The organism is Prevotella sp. oral taxon 475, from assembly GCF_018127805.1.
Taxonomy (GTDB): Bacteria; Bacteroidota; Bacteroidia; order Bacteroidales; family Bacteroidaceae; genus Prevotella.
On sequence record NZ_CP072334.1, the window covers coordinates 1,347,417 to 1,362,374 of the forward strand.

A 14,958-nucleotide genomic window follows, 5' to 3' on the forward strand; every position below is an offset into this window, starting at 1 on the left:
TGGAAGTTATGAAATATCAGTATTATATCATGGCCTTGGCCTTGGTTGCCAGTTCGGCGATGGCACAAGAAACCTACGAAAACGCACCATTGGCACAGGAGAACCTCAACGGAACGGCTCGTTATGTGGGCATGGGCGGTGCTATGGATGCACTCGGAGCAGACCTTTCTACGATTGGAACCAACCCGGCAGGCATTGGTTTGTTCAGAGGTTCGACCGTGAGCACTTCTTTCGGAGTGGTCTCTCAGGCAGATGTGAAAGGCTTTAGTCTTGGAAATAAAACCCATGCCAGCTTCGACCAGATAGGCTTTGTCTATTCGATGCGCAGTGATGGAAGGTCTTTCTTGAACGTGGCGTTCAACTATCACAAGGGAAGAGACTTTCATCAGATTCTCAATGCAGCCGATCGATTCTCGCCTTATACCGTGGGGGGAAAGTCAACTTACCTCTCCTCGCAAAATAAATCGGTTTATCAAAAGGTAGTAAACGGTGTCTTTACCAAGACCAGCGACCAGACTTACAGCTATCTTGACGACCTTTATATGCGGAAAGTAGTGGAGTCTACCGATGGATCGGGTAATAAAGTGAACGTCTATTATCCTGCATCCGACTATATCTTCAATCGTTACAACTCGGGATATATCGGTCATTACGACTTCAACGTTAGCGGAAATATTAATGATAGGGTTTATTTGGGACTCACCTTCGGGTTGAAAGATGTGCATTATCGCAGTTATAGCGAGTACACCGAGCACATGGTGACCAACGTTGATGGACTTAACTCGCTGGGTCTTGTCAGCGAAAAGACCATCACCGGAACAGGATTCGACCTCAAAGCGGGCGTTATCTTCCGTCCGGTAGAGAGTTCTCCCTTCCGATTGGGGCTGTCAATCGCTACGCCTACTTGGTATGACCTGAGTACAAAAGGCTCTATTCTGTTGAGTTATCAGATGGATCCATCGTCACATTACAACAGCGGATCAGCCAAAAATACGCTGAAAGATTACGATTTCAAGTTTAACACGCCGTGGAAATTTGAGTTGAGCGTGGGTCATACGATAGGGAAGACCTTGGCTTTAGGTGCTTCATACGAATATGCCGACTACAGTAGCAATGACATTCGCATCAATGATGGCTACGATTATGATGGTTGGTCGTTCTATGAAGTGAGCAGTCGGGATGCGCAAATGAAGAAAAATATCGAGAGTGTGTTAAAAGGCGTTTCTACATTCAAGGCAGGTGTAGAACTGAAACCTCTGCCCGAATTGGCTCTACGCGTAGGCTACAACTATGTTTCTCCTATGTATCAGCAGGCAGGAATGAAGAATATAGTTGATGGTTCTTATATTGCTTCGCCCGGACATGCCCTTACTACATCTACCGATTACACCAATTGGGATGCCACAGACAGGTTTACCGGCGGATTGGGTTATAAGTTAGGTAGGGTGAACTTAGACTTAGCTTATCAGTATAGCCAAACAAAGGGAACCTTTCATCCCTTCAACACCTTGACAACGGGCAACATTACAACGCCGGGAGATACCGCATTGGAGGGCGATAACATCGAAAATCCGGTAAAGGTACACAACAAACGCCATCAGATTTTGTTCACTGTGGGCTATCGATTCTAAGAGAACAAGGTGCGTTTGTTTAGCAAAACGGGACTGCAAGAGAGACTTGCAGTCCCGTTTTTATTGATATTTTAGTATCTTTGCAAAATAAATGGAATGCTATAGATGGCAGATAATAAATAATATAGGTATGAAAAGACATTTGATGTTGGCGGTTTTGATGGCCGTTTTCTTTGTTTTCGGTTTTGAAAAGGCAGAGGCTGGAAGTAAATTCGGGAAACGTGAGTTTCGAGGAGCATGGATTCAAACGGTGAACGGACAATTTACGGGGATGACCACTGCGGGAATGCAACAGACTTTGGGGTCGCAGCTCGACGAATTGAAAAGAGATGGCGTGAATGCGATTATCTTTCAGGTGCGCCCAGAGTGCGATGCATTATACGAAAGCAAGTTGGAACCCTGGAGTAGGTTCCTTACCGGAGTGCAAGGTCAGCAGCCCTCGCCTTACTGGGACCCGCTGAATTGGATGGTGAATGAGTGTCATCGTCGTGGAATGGAGCTGCATGCCTGGATCAATCCCTACCGAGCAAAGACCGCAGGGACCACCGCTTTGGCAACCAATCATGTGGCTTTGCAACATCCCGAACGTGTTTTTGCTTACAATGGTCAGTTTATTCTCAATCCCGGACTACCCGAAAATCGTGATTATATTTGCAAAGTGGTAGACGACATCGTGAGCCGATATGATGTAGATGGCATTCATATCGACGACTATTTCTATCCTTATCCCGTGGCAGGACAGACCATACAGGACGATAAAGAGTTTGCGCGGTATAGCAATGGCATCAAAAACAAGAACGATTGGCGAAGAGACAACGTGAATGTGTTTGTGAAACAGTTGGGCGAAACCATCAAAAAACGTAAGCCATGGGTGAAGTTCGGCGTGTCGCCATTCGGTATTTATCGCAATCAAAAGAGCGATGCCAACATCGGAAGTGCAACCAGCGGATTGCAAGATTACGACGATTTATATGCTGATGTGTTGCTTTGGGTGAACAACGGATGGGTAGACTATTGCGTGCCGCAGCTTTATTGGGAAATCGGACACAAGACTGCCGACTACAAAACCCTGGCTCTGTGGTGGAATAAGTTTGCGGCCAATCGTCCGCTTTTCATCGGCGAGAGCGTAGAACGCACGGTAAAGACACCCGATATGACAAATCCCGCTGTTCATCAGATGGGAGCAAAGTTTACCTTACGCAGTCAGTTGTCCAACGTTAAGGGTGCCGTGCTGTGGTATGCCAAAGCCGTTGCCGACAATATGGGTAGCTATGGCTCGGCGTTAAGAGACTATTATTGGAAGTATCCGGCCTTGCAACCCCTCATGCCTTTCATCGATGACAAAGCACCTAAGAAGCCAAAGCATCTCGCTCCCGTGTGGACGAGCGACGGATATCTCCTCTTTTGGGAAGAACCCAAGGGAAAAGAGTGGGGAGACTCTGTGCAGAAGTATGTGGTTTATCGCTTTGTAAAGGGTGAGAATATAAACATCGACGATGCCTCGAAGATCGTTGCCATCACAAACAACACGTGGTTGAAGTTGCCCTACGATGAAGGCAAGGTGCAATACACCTATGTGGTCACGGCACTCGACCGCCTGAACAATGAAAGCAAGAAAGCCAAGAAGAAGGTGAAGCTCTGATAGCGAAAGCCGAAACAAGAAAGGGGCTAAGGAGTTCAGACACGCGTAAAAACTGTGTGTACGAGATTTGTCACTGCGAATGAGCAGAAATGCTTGTCGCAAAAGTGAGACTCGAGATGACAGCAGACTACGAAGTGTCGACTTTTTAGCTCTTTTCTATTTTTGGGAAGTTGAGTTTTAAGAAAGAATTTCTTTCATCCATGCATCCAGATCTTTATCCAGATTTTGCATCAAGTCTCCTCCAATAATAATGGTGTCGTCGTCGGAGAGATAGAGTTCGGCCACATGGTCCTTATCGTCATTTTCCAAAACAAAGCTATAAGGCTTTAAAATGCCCATTCCATCCACCATCTCGGATAGCTTACGCAATGAGTTTTGCAGGATGTGGGCTACGCTTGTATAGAAGTTTTCATCTTTACTGTCAATCCATTGTTCCACCACACAGCGTGTGATTTCTTGCTCATCGTCGTCGAAAGCAAGCATCTCTCCTGTGTCTTGCGACACTCTGATATGAATATCCGTGAGCACCGACACCTCATCCCCTTTGGGATATTTCTGGGCAATCTTGTTAATGACCCTTTCAACTTGAAGAATGGTTTGTTCTGTAGCTTTCATTATGCAAATCCTCCTGTATGTTTTTGCAAAGATAATAAAAATATAGAAAGGGCGATATCTTGACGTAAAAGAATGCCATATCTTAGCTTTTGGCATGTGTTTTCTTAGCTTTTACAGTGTCATCTCTTAGCTTTTGCACGTCAAAAGCTAAGCTTTTGAAAGGAAATTTGTAATGCTTTGATTTTCATTGCTTTACGGAGAGAACTTCATTCTTTGAAAAATTCTCACGTTTCTACAGTCTAACACCATCATCCCTTCTCAAAAAAAGAGCATATTTTGCAGTAGAAGAGGCCCCGTTTTGTGGAGTGGGGCAGAAAGAGAGTGAAGATGCTGGGCATCGAAAGGAGGAGTGCAACTGAAGCCCCGACCCTTTCTCATATCAGGATTCTCCGTATAAAATAGGTTTATTATTTTGTAGGTGCGCCCGATTTGCATTACCTTTGCAAAAACAACTCAAAAGTTAAAGATAGAATAGAGGTTTTTTCGCACCCCATATGAAGGAATTTTTGAAAGTATTGCGCCGTTTTGTGCCACCCTATAAAAAATATTTGGCGTTGTCGGTGCTATTCAACATGCTCTCGGCCATATTGAATATCTTTTCGTTTGCAACGCTTATCCCCATTCTCAACATTCTTTTTCAAACGCATGGAAAAGAGAAAGCCGCTGTGTTTGTTCCGTGGAGCAGCATCGGTTCGGTGGAGAATCTGACAGACGTGGTGGTAAACAACGCCAACTTCTATGTGCATAAACTGATGGAAAACTTAGGCCCGACGAACACGCTGCTTGTAATAGGTCTGCTATTGGCGTTTATGACCTTGCTCAAAACAGCGGCTTATTTTCTTTCGTCGGCCTCGATTATCCCCATCCGAACGGGTGTGGTGCGCGACATCCGTAATCAATTGTATGAGAAAATCACCTCGCTCTCGCTGGGTTTCTTTTCAGAAGAACGTAAGGGCGACCTCATTGCGCGTATGAGTGGCGATGTACAGGAGATTGAAGGCTCGATCATGTCGTCGCTCGACATGCTGTTTAAGAATCCTATTCTCATCATCGCCTACTTTGTCACGTTGCTGATCGTGTCGTGGCAACTGACGCTTTTCACTATCGTTTTTGTGCCCATCTTCGGTTGGTTCATGGGGTATGTGGGGCGAAAGCTGAAACAAAACTCCATCAAGGCGCAGGCTTTATGGAGCGACACGATGAGCCAGGTGGAAGAAACACTGGGCGGACTGCGCATTATCAAGGCCTTTTGTGCCGAAGAGAAGATGAATGCACGGTTCGACAAGGTGAACAGTGCTTATCGGAATGATATTATGCGGGTGAACATTCGCCAACAGATGGCGCACCCGATGAGCGAGTTTCTCGGTACGGTGATGATTGTTATTGTGCTGTGGTTTGGCGGAACTTTGGTGCTGAACAGTCAGGTGATGCAGGGTCCCACCTTTATTTATTATCTCGTGATGCTCTATTCTATTATCAATCCGCTGAAAGAGTTTTCGAAAGCAGGCTATAATATCCCCAAAGGATTGGCCTCGATGGAACGCGTAGACAAAATTTTGAAGGCTGAGATAGACATCAAAGAGAAGGAGAACCCTCGACATATCAGTAGTTTCGAACGGGAGATTGAATTCAGAAACGTATCGTTCAGATATGGCGAACAATGGGTGTTGCGCCATATCAACCTGACGATTAAGAAGGGACAAAGCGTGGCGTTGGTGGGACAAAGCGGTTCGGGGAAGTCTACTTTGGTGGACTTGATACCACGTTACTACGATGTGCAGGAGGGCGAAGTGCTGATTGATGGCATTAACGTGAAAGATTTGGGCGTGCACGACTTGCGCCAACTCATCGGCAACGTCAATCAAGAGGCTATCTTGTTCAACGATTCGTTCTACAACAATATCACTTTCGGTGTGGACAATGCCTCCAAGCACGAGGTGGAAGAGGCGGCACGCATTGCCAATGCCTATGATTTCATTATGGAAACAGAACGTGGTTTTGACACCAACATTGGCGATAGAGGCGGCAGACTCTCGGGCGGACAACGTCAACGTGTAAGTATTGCTCGCGCCGTGTTGAAGAATCCCCCTATACTCATCCTCGATGAAGCAACGAGTGCCTTGGATACGGAGAGCGAACGACTGGTGCAAGATGCTCTGGAACGACTGATGAAGACTCGTACCACCGTGGCTATTGCTCATCGATTGTCGACCATCAAGAATGCCGACGAGATATGCGTGATACACGAAGGGCGCATCGTGGAACGCGGAACTCACGAGGAACTCTTGGCCGTGGATGGTTATTATCGTAAGCTGAACGACATGCAGTCGCTCTCATAACACACCTATATCATAAAGGTATATCCTATGAAGAAACGTCCTATAGGCATTTTGCAAAGTCCGTTGGCCCCGTTTGTGGCTCTGCTCCTCAATCTGCTGCTAGCCTTTGGCTTGTATATCGTGGCACGGATCGAGTTCTTGTTCGAGAACTATAATTACTTTTGTGCCGTTCTTTCGCCTGCGCGTCTTTGGCGATTGTTCTACGGCGGCTATATGTTCGACCGTTCTGCGATCACCTACACCAATGCGTTGTACATCGTGATGATGCTTTTCCCGCTGTGGTTGAAAGAAACACGGTTGTATCATCAGCTATGTAAATGGGTGTTCGTGGTGGTTAATTCCGCTACGTTGATCATCAATTTGAGCGATTCTGTTTACTTCCCTTACACGCTTAGACGGACAACGACGAGCGTTTTCAGTGAGTTTAAGAACGAGAACAACCTGGGCGATGTCTTTTGGGGCGAACTTTTGGAGCATTGGTACTTGGTGTTGTTGGCCGCAGGACTGATTTTCTTGATGTGGAAGTTATATGTCACGCCCCAGACAAAGGCTTCACAATATGTATCGGCTAAGCAACGGATCGCTTATGGTGGGTTGCAACTGTTGCTGTTGGCTGCCATTACACCCTTGGGCGTTGGGGCCTGCCGAGGCGGATTGGGTTCGGGTATTCGTCCGATTACCATTAGTAATGCCAACGAATACGTAGAACGCCCCACCGAATGCGCACTGGTGCTGAATACACCGTTTGCCCTGATCCGCACCATCGGTAAGAGTGTGTTTGTCGTTCCCGAGTATTTCAAGACGCAGGAGGAGGCTGAAAAGGTGTTTTCTCCTATACATCAATTTACATTTCCGTTTGGATCTGAGAAGAAAAATGTCGTGGTACTGATTGTGGAAAGTTTTGGCAGAGAATACATCGGCGCATTGAACGAAGATCTGGAAGGCGGCCATTACAAAGGCTATACACCCAATGTGGACAAGCTCATAGCACAAAGTGCTACCTACCGATACTCTTATTGCAACGGACGCAAAAGCATCGACGGCATGCCTTCGGTGCTTTGTGGCATCCCGATGTTCATCGAGCCTTTTGTGCTTTCCCCCCAATCTATGAATACTTACACAGGTATGGCGGGCATCTTAGACAAGGAAGGCTATCACACAGCGTTCTTTCACGGAGCCAATCGAGGCAGCATGGGTTTCTTGGCCTTTGCAAAGAAGACGGGATTTAAAGAGTATTACGGACGTGAAGACTATGCCTCCGACCCGCGATTTGGCGGCGATGCCGACTTCGATGGTCATTGGGGAATCTGGGATGAACCGTTCCTGCAATACTACTGCGCGAAGATGAGCGAGATGAAACAGCCCTTCATGACAGCTGTTTTTACCGTTTCTTCGCACACACCATACGTCATTCCCGACAAATATAAAAAGGTGTATCCCGAGGAAGGGTTGATCATGCACAAGTGTATTCGGTATACAGATATGGCTATCGGCAAGTTTTTTGCGAGTGCACGCAAGCAACCTTGGTTTAAAAATACGATCTTTGTACTCACAAGCGACCACACCAACCTGAGCGATCACGCTCAATATCAGACTGACATAGGTGGCTTTTGCTCACCCATCATTATCTATGACCCCAGCGGTGAGATAGAACCTGGCATGCGTGACGGCATTGCTCAACAGATAGATATTCTGCCAACGGTGCTCAGTATCTTGGGATACGACAAACCCTTCCTCTCTTTTGGTTGCGACTTGATGACCACACCGATGGAGGAAACCTACGCCGTGAACTATCTTAATGGCATCTATCAATATGTGAAATACGGCTATGTATTGCAGTTTGACGGCAAGCAGACTAAGGCTATCTACGCCTTAGACGATCTCCTTATGAAGCATAACCTCAAAGGAAAGGCGAAACAACAAGCGCAAATGGAACGCGAGGTGAAGGCCATCATTCAACAGTATATGTATCGAATGGTGAACGACCGATTGATGCCTCAACCTAAAGAGAAGATACTTTCAGTGCTGTCACAAAATCTCCGTCGATGAATCTTCTCTCTTTTCTTCTTCATTTCTTATGGAAGCTCCTATCGTTGCTGCCCTTCCGTCTGCTCTATCTCATCGCTGATGGGCTTTATCTTGTGGTCTGTTACGTGTTGCGTTATCGCCATCGGGTGATCTGGAATAACCTGCGGGAGGCGTTTCCCGAGAAAACCGAGCAGGAATTACGGCAGATTGAAAAAGGATTCTACCGCTGGTTCTGCGACTATCTCGTAGAAACCGTCAAACTAATGACCATGACTCGGACACAATTGATGAAACGTATGGTGTTTACCGGGACAGAACTCATCGACCATTACGTGGATCAAGGACAATCTTGTGGCGTGTATCTCGGACATTACGGACAGTGGGAATGGATTACTTCGCTGCCCTATTGGCTTCACAGTAAAGGACTTTGCACACAAATCTACCATCCGTTGGAGAACAAATGCTTCGACTTACTTTTCCGAGAGGTGCGCGAAAGGCAAGGAGCCGTTTGCATTCCTATGGCTGAGACGCTGCGACGTATTGTGATGTATCAACAGCAAGGGCAGCCCATCGTGATGGGATATATCTCAGATCAAGTGCCGTTTTGGAACAATATCCATCACTGGCTCCCTTTTCTGAACCACGACACTCCCGTATTAACAGGAACAGAAAAGGTAATGAAAGCCACCCACCAAGTGGTTTTCTATTGTGATGTCTCTCGAGTGAAGCGCGGATATTACCGCTGTGAGATGCGATTAATAACCGATGAGCCTCAGCAACACCCCGATTATGCACTCACCGACCTCTATTTTCGCGAACTCGAACGCACCATTCGTCGCGATCCTTGCCTCTATCTTTGGAGCCACAACCGATGGAAACGTACCCGCGAAGAATTCAATCTGCGCTACAATAAAGCCACTGGGCGTGTGGACTTGAGGAGCCTCGATGCCATCATCGCCGACAAACACCAAACACAAACCCCATGATTTTAGTAAAAGGTTACGGACAGATGTGCAACAACATTCTGCAATTTGCCCATCTCTATGCCTTCGGGCGAGAAAAGGGTGTAAAGGTAGTCTCGCTTCGTTTCGCTTATAAATACCGCTATTTTGCCCTTTGTCGTCGGTGGTATCACAACCCGCTCACCTATCTTATTGGCAAACTGCTCATCGCTACCCGGCTGATTCCCTGTCTTACAGACGAAGATATCGCACAGGCCGACGTTCGATTGCAGAGTACAAGACTGATTGCCAGCGGAGCATGGACGATTCGTTATCCGGAGCTATTCCTGAAATATCGCGAAGAAATCCGACAGCTTTTCGAGATAAAACCCTCCATTTGCCGAAAGGTAGACCGTTGGTTGGAAGCCCATCCGCAGACAGATATCCGACTCGGACTGCATATTCGTCGTGGCGATTACATCCGTTGGCAGGGCGGAAAATACTTTTTCGCCGACGAAGTGTACCATCGACTTGTGCAAGAGTTCGTTGCCCTGCATCCGGGACAGAGCGTTGGCGTCTACATCTGCACCAACGACCCCACACTTTGCCTCGAAAGTTTCCGCGCCATCCATCCTGCCACCTACCTTTCGCAAGGCAGCGGCATCGAAGACCTTCAGTTGCTGGCCTCGTGCGATTATATCATCGGTGTGAAAAGCACCTTTTCGCTCTGGGCCTCGTTCTATCGTCACGTGCCCTTCTTTTGGGTAATGGATGAAAACGAACGACTCACAGCCCAATCGTTTATGCGTTTCGAAGACGCCTACACCACCGTTTAATTCCACACTTCTTTAGAAAAAGTTCCAAAAAAGATGAAACCTAAAGTTTCCGTCATCGTTCCCAACTACAACTATCATCGGTTTCTGCCAGAGCGTTTGAAAAGCATTCTGAGTCAAACTTTTCAAGACATGGAAATTATTCTGCTTGACGATTGCTCCACCGACGGCAGTCAAGCCCTCCTGTCTGCCTACAAAACGCATCCTAAAGTGACCCACATCGTTTTCAACCAGCAGAACAGTGGCAGTCCCTTTGCGCAATGGCAGAAAGGCATCGACCTGGCAGAAGGCGAATATATCTGGATAGCCGAAAGCGATGACAGCTGTTCTTACACCCTGCTCTCCACGTTAGTCGACGCGCTCGACCAACATCCCACTGCTGCTTACGCTTTTTCCGGAGCCCTTCGAATAGACGAACAAGGTGCACCATTAAGCGAAGAGTTCGATTATTGGCATCAACAGGAAGACGGGTCGGTGCATTGTTACGACTCGCAGACCTACCTTCAGCGTGTGTTGTTCTGGCGTTGCTCGGTGTATAATGCCAGCGGCGTGCTCTTCCGACGTAGCGTAGCCCTGCGCATACCTCCTGTTTATGCGCAACTTCGATACTGTGCCGACTGGTTGTTCTGGGTTGAAATGACCCTCCAGGGCGATGTGGTGGAAGTGCGGCAAAAGCTCAATCGCTTTCGCAAACATGCCGCCAGCGTCACCGTCTGTTCCGATAAAACTGAAGCCCGTTTCAAGGAATACGTCATCATTCACCGTCGTCTCTTCTCGCTACCCTTCCTTTCCTGCTTCTCCCGACGGCTTGCTCGTGGTGCATTCTATAAAGAAGTGAGTCGGATGTTCCCCGATCCGGACAGTCGCCAAGCCCATCTTACGCGTCTGCGAGAAGAACTCGGCGTGCAACGTGCGGACTATCTGCTGGAACGTTGCGTCAAAACCCTCTGCCAACTCTTCGGCGCCATGTATCATCGCTAAAAAACATATTCCGTTATATGAAAACAACCCTTCTCGTTTCTACCTACAATTGGCCTGCAGCCTTGGAGCTTTCTTTGGCCAGCATGTTCAAGCAAACAGTGCTTCCCGATGAAATTGTCATTGCCGACGACGGATCTACAGACGCCACTCGACAAGCAATAGAGCGCATACAGAGTACCAGTCCCGTGCCTATCACCCATGTTTGGCACGAAGATCAGGGCTTTCGCAGAACCATCATTCTCAACAAGGCCATCGCCAAAGCCACAGGCGACTACATCCTGCAAGTAGACGGCGACGTCATCCTCTCAAAACATTTTGTGAGCGACCATCTCGAACTGGCCGAACCGAATTGTTTTGTTTGTGGCAGTAGGGTGAAACTCACCCCCGAGATGACTCAATCCATTCTCACAGCCCACGAGTTCAGACTCCAACGCAGAGACCTACCGCTCACCTTTGTGCTTAACAGTTTCCGTTCGCGCCTGTTGCGTCGTTTTCTGGCCGAGCGTTACGCCCGCAAGATCGACCATCTGCGTGGATGCAACATGGCCTTTTGGCGTGCCGACCTCATCAAGGTGAACGGCTATAACGAAGACCTGATGCAATGGGGACACGAAGATGGCGAGATAGCTTTCCGTCTACACTTTGCCGGTGTGAAGAAAAAGGCCTTGAAAATGGGAGGGAACGTATATCATTTGTACCACAAGGAGGCTTCGCGCAGCAACGAACAGACCCATCTCGACGAACTGGAACGGGTGAAACGCGAACATCTCAGTTGGTGTAGCAATGGTTTGGACAAGTATCTCGGCACTTCAAACTCTTCTGCCTTGTAGCTTCCGACGGGTCGAAACAGAACGTTTCAAACGCGACGCTAAGGCCTTGAAGAACAATGATTTGTCAGATGCTTTTCAAAAGCTTAGCTTTTACGCGCCAAAAGCTAAGAAAACGCAAGGTAAAAGCTAAGAGAATGCAAGGTAAAAGCTAAGAGAATGAGAACGCAGGAGTCCACTTCCGAGATGCAGGAGCTGGGCAGCGTGCGAGAATCAAAAAAATAATGCTAACTTTGCAAGGAAGAAAAATGCAAACACAAAACCTCCTTTTGTAGTGAGAATCAAGGCAACTTGATAGAAATATAAGAAAGCAATGGGTATAAAAATCGTTTTGATTGGAGCCGGAAACCTGGCCATCAATTTGGGACTGGCTTTGCATGAGGCCGGTCATGAGATCGTACAGGTGTACAGCCGGACGGTGAGATCGGCCAAGGATGCAGCAAAATTGTTTCGTACAGTGTCGACAAACAAGCTCAAAAAATTGGCCGATGCCGACCTTTATATCGTCGCGCTGAAAGACAGTGTCCTGCAAGACGTGATACCGGCATTGTGTGAAGGCCGTAAAGACAAGCTCTTTGTACACACGTCTGGTTGTCTGCCGATGGACATCTTCAAAGACTATGCCTACAATTATGGCGTGCTTTATCCGTTGCAAACCTTTTCCAAGGAGAAGCGGGTAGACTTTTCGCACATTCCCTGCCTGGTGGAGGGTTGCAATCGCTGGGCAACCAATCTGCTGAAAGCCCTATGCCGCAGCATTTCGGACGATGTAAGGCCCATCACTTCGGAAGACAGGAGGTATATACATCTGGCTGCTGTTTTCTGTTCTAATTTCTCCAATCTGTGTTATTCCATGGCCAACGAAGTGCTGCAGCAACGTCATCTGCGGTTCAACATGCTGTTGCCGCTCATCGATGAAACAGCAGCAAAGGTGCATGTGCTCCCTCCTCGGCAGGCACAGACAGGACCGGCGGTGCGGTTTGACGAGAACGTGATGGATATGCACTTGGACTTGCTGGACGAGAATACCGACTTTCAAGAGATCTATTTAAAGATGAGCGAACAGATTCAGCGGCTTTTGCCCGATTGAATCATCAAAAAGAATGGTAGGAATGATTAATTACGACTTACAGAAAATCCGTGCTATCGTGCTCGATGTGGATGGGGTGCTGTCGGCTCAAACCATTACCTTGGCATCAGACGGCGAGCCTCTTCGCACCGTTAACATCAAAGATGGTTATGCCATTCAGTTGGCCTGCAAACAAGAACTTCGCATCGGTATTATCACCGGTGGCGATACGCAGGCCGTCAGACTGAGATACGAACGTCTTGGTGTGAAAGACCTCTACATGAAGACGGCTGTGAAGCTGACGGCCTACGAAGATTTCATTGAGAAATACGGGCTGCGTGATGAGGAAGTGATGTATATGGGCGACGATGTGCCCGACTTCGAGGTGATGACCCGTTGCGGATGCCCCTGCTGTCCCGCAGATGCCTGTGCCGATATCAAGAACGTTAGTCTTTACGTGAGCCACTATCCTGGCGGGCAGGGCTGCGTTCGAGACATCATCGAACAAACAATGAGGGCACAGAATAAATGGATGAATACCGCCAAAGCCTTTGGTTGGTAAGCCGCGACATAAAAAGAAAGAAACATGAAAAGCTATCAACTGATATTGGCAAGCCAATCGCCCCGGCGAAAAGAGCTGCTCGAGGGTTTGGGAATCCCGTTTTGTGTACGTGTGATTGAGGGTATCGACGAGAGTTTTCCCGAGGATTTGCCCATCGAAGACATCCCCGTTTATATTTCCAAGCAGAAAGCATCGGTCTATGCCAAGTGCATAGCCGAAGACGAAGTGGTGCTCACGGCCGACACGGTAGTGGTGTGTCAAGGACAGGTATTGGGCAAACCGAAAGACGAAGACGATGCCCGCCGCATGCTTAATCTGCTCAGCGGGAGAACACATGAGGTGATCACCGGCGTCACTGTCAAGACACGGGAAGAAGAAAAAAGTTTTTCGGTCGTCACAGAGGTGCAATTCAAGTCCCTCACACCGCAGGAAATCGATTTTTATATCCGTCGTTTCAAACCCTTCGATAAGGCCGGAGCCTACGGCATACAAGAGTGGATAGGCTACATCGGCGTGATCTCCATCCATGGGAGCTACTTCAACGTCATGGGATTGCCCGTGCAACGCATTTACGAAGAACTGAAAACGTTTTTCCCGATTTCGTAAATCCCTTATCAACAACGTTCTGTTACTGTTTTTTGACTGAAGATGTAAAAAAGTATTGCAATATTGTTGTGTTAACAAAATAATGAGTACATTTGCATACATCAGTAGGCATTTAGTTTTTTTAGTATGGCAAATTCAGTAGAGACACAAGGCAAAAAGAAGGATTCCCCGATATTCATTAATCCCCATTTGATGGGTAAATTAGCGAGGAATATCAATCAGGAGATTTCTGTTAATCAGAAGTACAAAGACAAACATTACTCGGCGAAACAGCTGGCAAAAGACTTGGGCACCAACACGAGGTATGTATCCACGGTCATCAACCGACAGTTTGGAATGAACTACACCTCCTTTGTCAACAAATTTCGCATTGAGGAAGCGATGCGATTGTTGAAAGACGACAGAATGTCGCACCTCAATATTGAGGAAGTTTCGGATGCGGTGGGCTTCTCCACTCGTCAGTCTTTCTACACGTCGTTTAAGAGAATTGTAGGGATGACTCCGCGGGAGTACCGGATTTCTCAGTACGATGTAGTTGAATAAATGGTATCTCCACAGGACGAAAGTCGTGTGGAGATTTTTTGATCTCTGCCGGATGGCATGAGAAAAGGGCCTTTTCGGCTTCCCAAAATTGGGAAAGACAGAAAACGAAAGAAAATAGACTTCCCAAAGTTGGGAAAGCTCCAAAATGAGAAAAAGGAGGGTTCTCAAGGTTGGGAAAGGCCCAAAACGAGAAAAAGAAAGTTTCCCAAAGTTGGGAAAGACTGAAAACGGGAAAAACAAGATGTCCCAAACTTGGGACGCTTCCCCAGACTTAAGACTCGGATGTCAACGCCCTACAACCCTCCTCACGGAAGAACTCGAGGCGCGAAACACAAAACAAT

General features: G+C 47.4%; 13 protein-coding genes. 12 read left to right on the plus strand and 1 reads right to left on the minus strand.

The genetic code is table 11. The annotated features are described in order from the left end of the window. Positions 1-8 precede the first annotated feature (8 nt). Together J5A66_RS05280 and J5A66_RS05285 are read left to right on the plus strand one after the other, a co-directional pair. On the plus strand, positions 9-1,631 hold the full coding sequence (locus J5A66_RS05280; protein ID WP_211789640.1) for an OmpP1/FadL family transporter: 1,623 nt from the start codon (positions 9-11) through the stop codon (positions 1,629-1,631). 130 nt (positions 1,632-1,761) lie between these two features. After that, on the plus strand, positions 1,762-3,273 hold the full coding sequence (locus J5A66_RS05285; protein WP_211789641.1) for a glycoside hydrolase family 10 protein: 1,512 nt from the start codon (positions 1,762-1,764) through the stop codon (positions 3,271-3,273). A gap of 177 nt (positions 3,274-3,450) precedes the next feature. Here the strand turns inward: J5A66_RS05285 and J5A66_RS05290 are convergent, their stop codons facing one another. Continuing rightward, positions 3,451-3,888 (minus strand): hypothetical protein, encoded by a 438-nt coding sequence (locus J5A66_RS05290; RefSeq protein ID WP_211789642.1) that lies wholly within the window; start codon positions 3,886-3,888, stop codon positions 3,451-3,453. Positions 3,889-4,382: 494 nt separating this feature from the next. Here J5A66_RS05290 and J5A66_RS05295 point away from each other — a divergent pair, with 494 nt between their 5' ends. The 10 genes from J5A66_RS05295 (at position 4,383) to J5A66_RS05340 (ending at position 14,617) form a co-directional block, all read left to right on the plus strand. Further along, the gene (locus tag J5A66_RS05295) at positions 4,383-6,227 is read left to right on the plus strand and encodes an ABC transporter ATP-binding protein (protein ID WP_211789643.1); all 1,845 of its coding nucleotides are present in this window, start codon (positions 4,383-4,385) and stop codon (positions 6,225-6,227) included. Positions 6,228-6,254: 27 nt separating this feature from the next. Beyond that, entirely contained in the window at positions 6,255-8,276 is a 2,022-nt protein-coding gene (locus J5A66_RS05300; RefSeq protein ID WP_211789644.1) for an LTA synthase family protein, read from the plus strand. Then, positions 8,273-9,241: a lysophospholipid acyltransferase family protein gene (locus tag J5A66_RS05305; RefSeq protein WP_211789645.1), complete on the plus strand. Its 969-nt coding sequence runs from the start codon at positions 8,273-8,275 to the stop codon at positions 9,239-9,241. The genes J5A66_RS05300 and J5A66_RS05305 overlap by 4 nt, the downstream gene beginning before the upstream one ends. Next, complete coding sequence (locus J5A66_RS05310) at positions 9,238-10,032, plus strand: alpha-1,2-fucosyltransferase (RefSeq protein ID WP_211789646.1); 795 nt, start codon at positions 9,238-9,240, stop codon at positions 10,030-10,032. Before J5A66_RS05305 ends, J5A66_RS05310 begins: the two co-directional genes overlap by 4 nt. Positions 10,033-10,065: 33 nt before the next feature. Further along, positions 10,066-11,010, plus strand: a complete 945-nt coding sequence (locus J5A66_RS05315; RefSeq protein WP_211789647.1) for a glycosyltransferase family 2 protein — start codon at positions 10,066-10,068, stop codon at positions 11,008-11,010. 17 nt (positions 11,011-11,027) lie between these two features. Then, a complete protein-coding gene (locus J5A66_RS05320) occupies positions 11,028-11,840 on the plus strand; it encodes a glycosyltransferase family 2 protein (protein ID WP_211789648.1) in 813 nt (270 codons plus the stop codon). Positions 11,841-12,150: 310 nt separating this feature from the next. Next, positions 12,151-12,927, plus strand: a complete 777-nt coding sequence (locus tag J5A66_RS05325; protein WP_211789649.1) for a Rossmann-like and DUF2520 domain-containing protein — start codon at positions 12,151-12,153, stop codon at positions 12,925-12,927. A gap of 22 nt (positions 12,928-12,949) precedes the next feature. Then, positions 12,950-13,468 (plus strand): HAD family hydrolase, encoded by a 519-nt coding sequence (locus J5A66_RS05330; protein ID WP_211791439.1) that lies wholly within the window; start codon positions 12,950-12,952, stop codon positions 13,466-13,468. 24 nt (positions 13,469-13,492) lie between these two features. After that, on the plus strand, positions 13,493-14,074 hold the full coding sequence (locus J5A66_RS05335) for a Maf-like protein (protein ID WP_211789650.1): 582 nt from the start codon (positions 13,493-13,495) through the stop codon (positions 14,072-14,074). Between the two features lie 126 nt (positions 14,075-14,200). Beyond that, a complete protein-coding gene (locus J5A66_RS05340) occupies positions 14,201-14,617 on the plus strand; it encodes an AraC family transcriptional regulator (RefSeq protein WP_211789651.1) in 417 nt (138 codons plus the stop codon). The last annotated feature ends 341 nt before the right edge of the window (positions 14,618-14,958 follow it).

Bases quoted from the DNA above. Each gene is read 5' to 3' on its own strand.
- J5A66_RS05295 (WP_211789643.1), top strand. From the start codon at position 4,383: ATGAAGGAATTTTTGAAAGTATTGCGCCGTTTTGTGCCACCCTATAAA.
- J5A66_RS05280 (WP_211789640.1), top strand. From the start codon at position 9: ATGAAATATCAGTATTATATCATGGCCTTGGCCTTGGTTGCCAGTTCG.
- J5A66_RS05310 (WP_211789646.1), top strand. From the start codon at position 9,238: ATGATTTTAGTAAAAGGTTACGGACAGATGTGCAACAACATTCTGCAA.
- J5A66_RS05300 (WP_211789644.1), top strand. From the start codon at position 6,255: ATGAAGAAACGTCCTATAGGCATTTTGCAAAGTCCGTTGGCCCCGTTT.
- J5A66_RS05325 (WP_211789649.1), top strand. From the start codon at position 12,151: ATGGGTATAAAAATCGTTTTGATTGGAGCCGGAAACCTGGCCATCAAT.
- J5A66_RS05320 (WP_211789648.1), top strand. From the start codon at position 11,028: ATGAAAACAACCCTTCTCGTTTCTACCTACAATTGGCCTGCAGCCTTG.
- J5A66_RS05305 (WP_211789645.1), top strand. From the start codon at position 8,273: ATGAATCTTCTCTCTTTTCTTCTTCATTTCTTATGGAAGCTCCTATCG.
- J5A66_RS05330 (WP_211791439.1), top strand. From the start codon at position 12,950: ATGATTAATTACGACTTACAGAAAATCCGTGCTATCGTGCTCGATGTG.
- J5A66_RS05315 (WP_211789647.1), top strand. From the start codon at position 10,066: ATGAAACCTAAAGTTTCCGTCATCGTTCCCAACTACAACTATCATCGG.
- J5A66_RS05290 (WP_211789642.1), bottom strand. From the start codon at position 3,888: ATGAAAGCTACAGAACAAACCATTCTTCAAGTTGAAAGGGTCATTAAC.
- J5A66_RS05285 (WP_211789641.1), top strand. From the start codon at position 1,762: ATGAAAAGACATTTGATGTTGGCGGTTTTGATGGCCGTTTTCTTTGTT.
- J5A66_RS05335 (WP_211789650.1), top strand. From the start codon at position 13,493: ATGAAAAGCTATCAACTGATATTGGCAAGCCAATCGCCCCGGCGAAAA.
- J5A66_RS05340 (WP_211789651.1), top strand. From the start codon at position 14,201: ATGGCAAATTCAGTAGAGACACAAGGCAAAAAGAAGGATTCCCCGATA.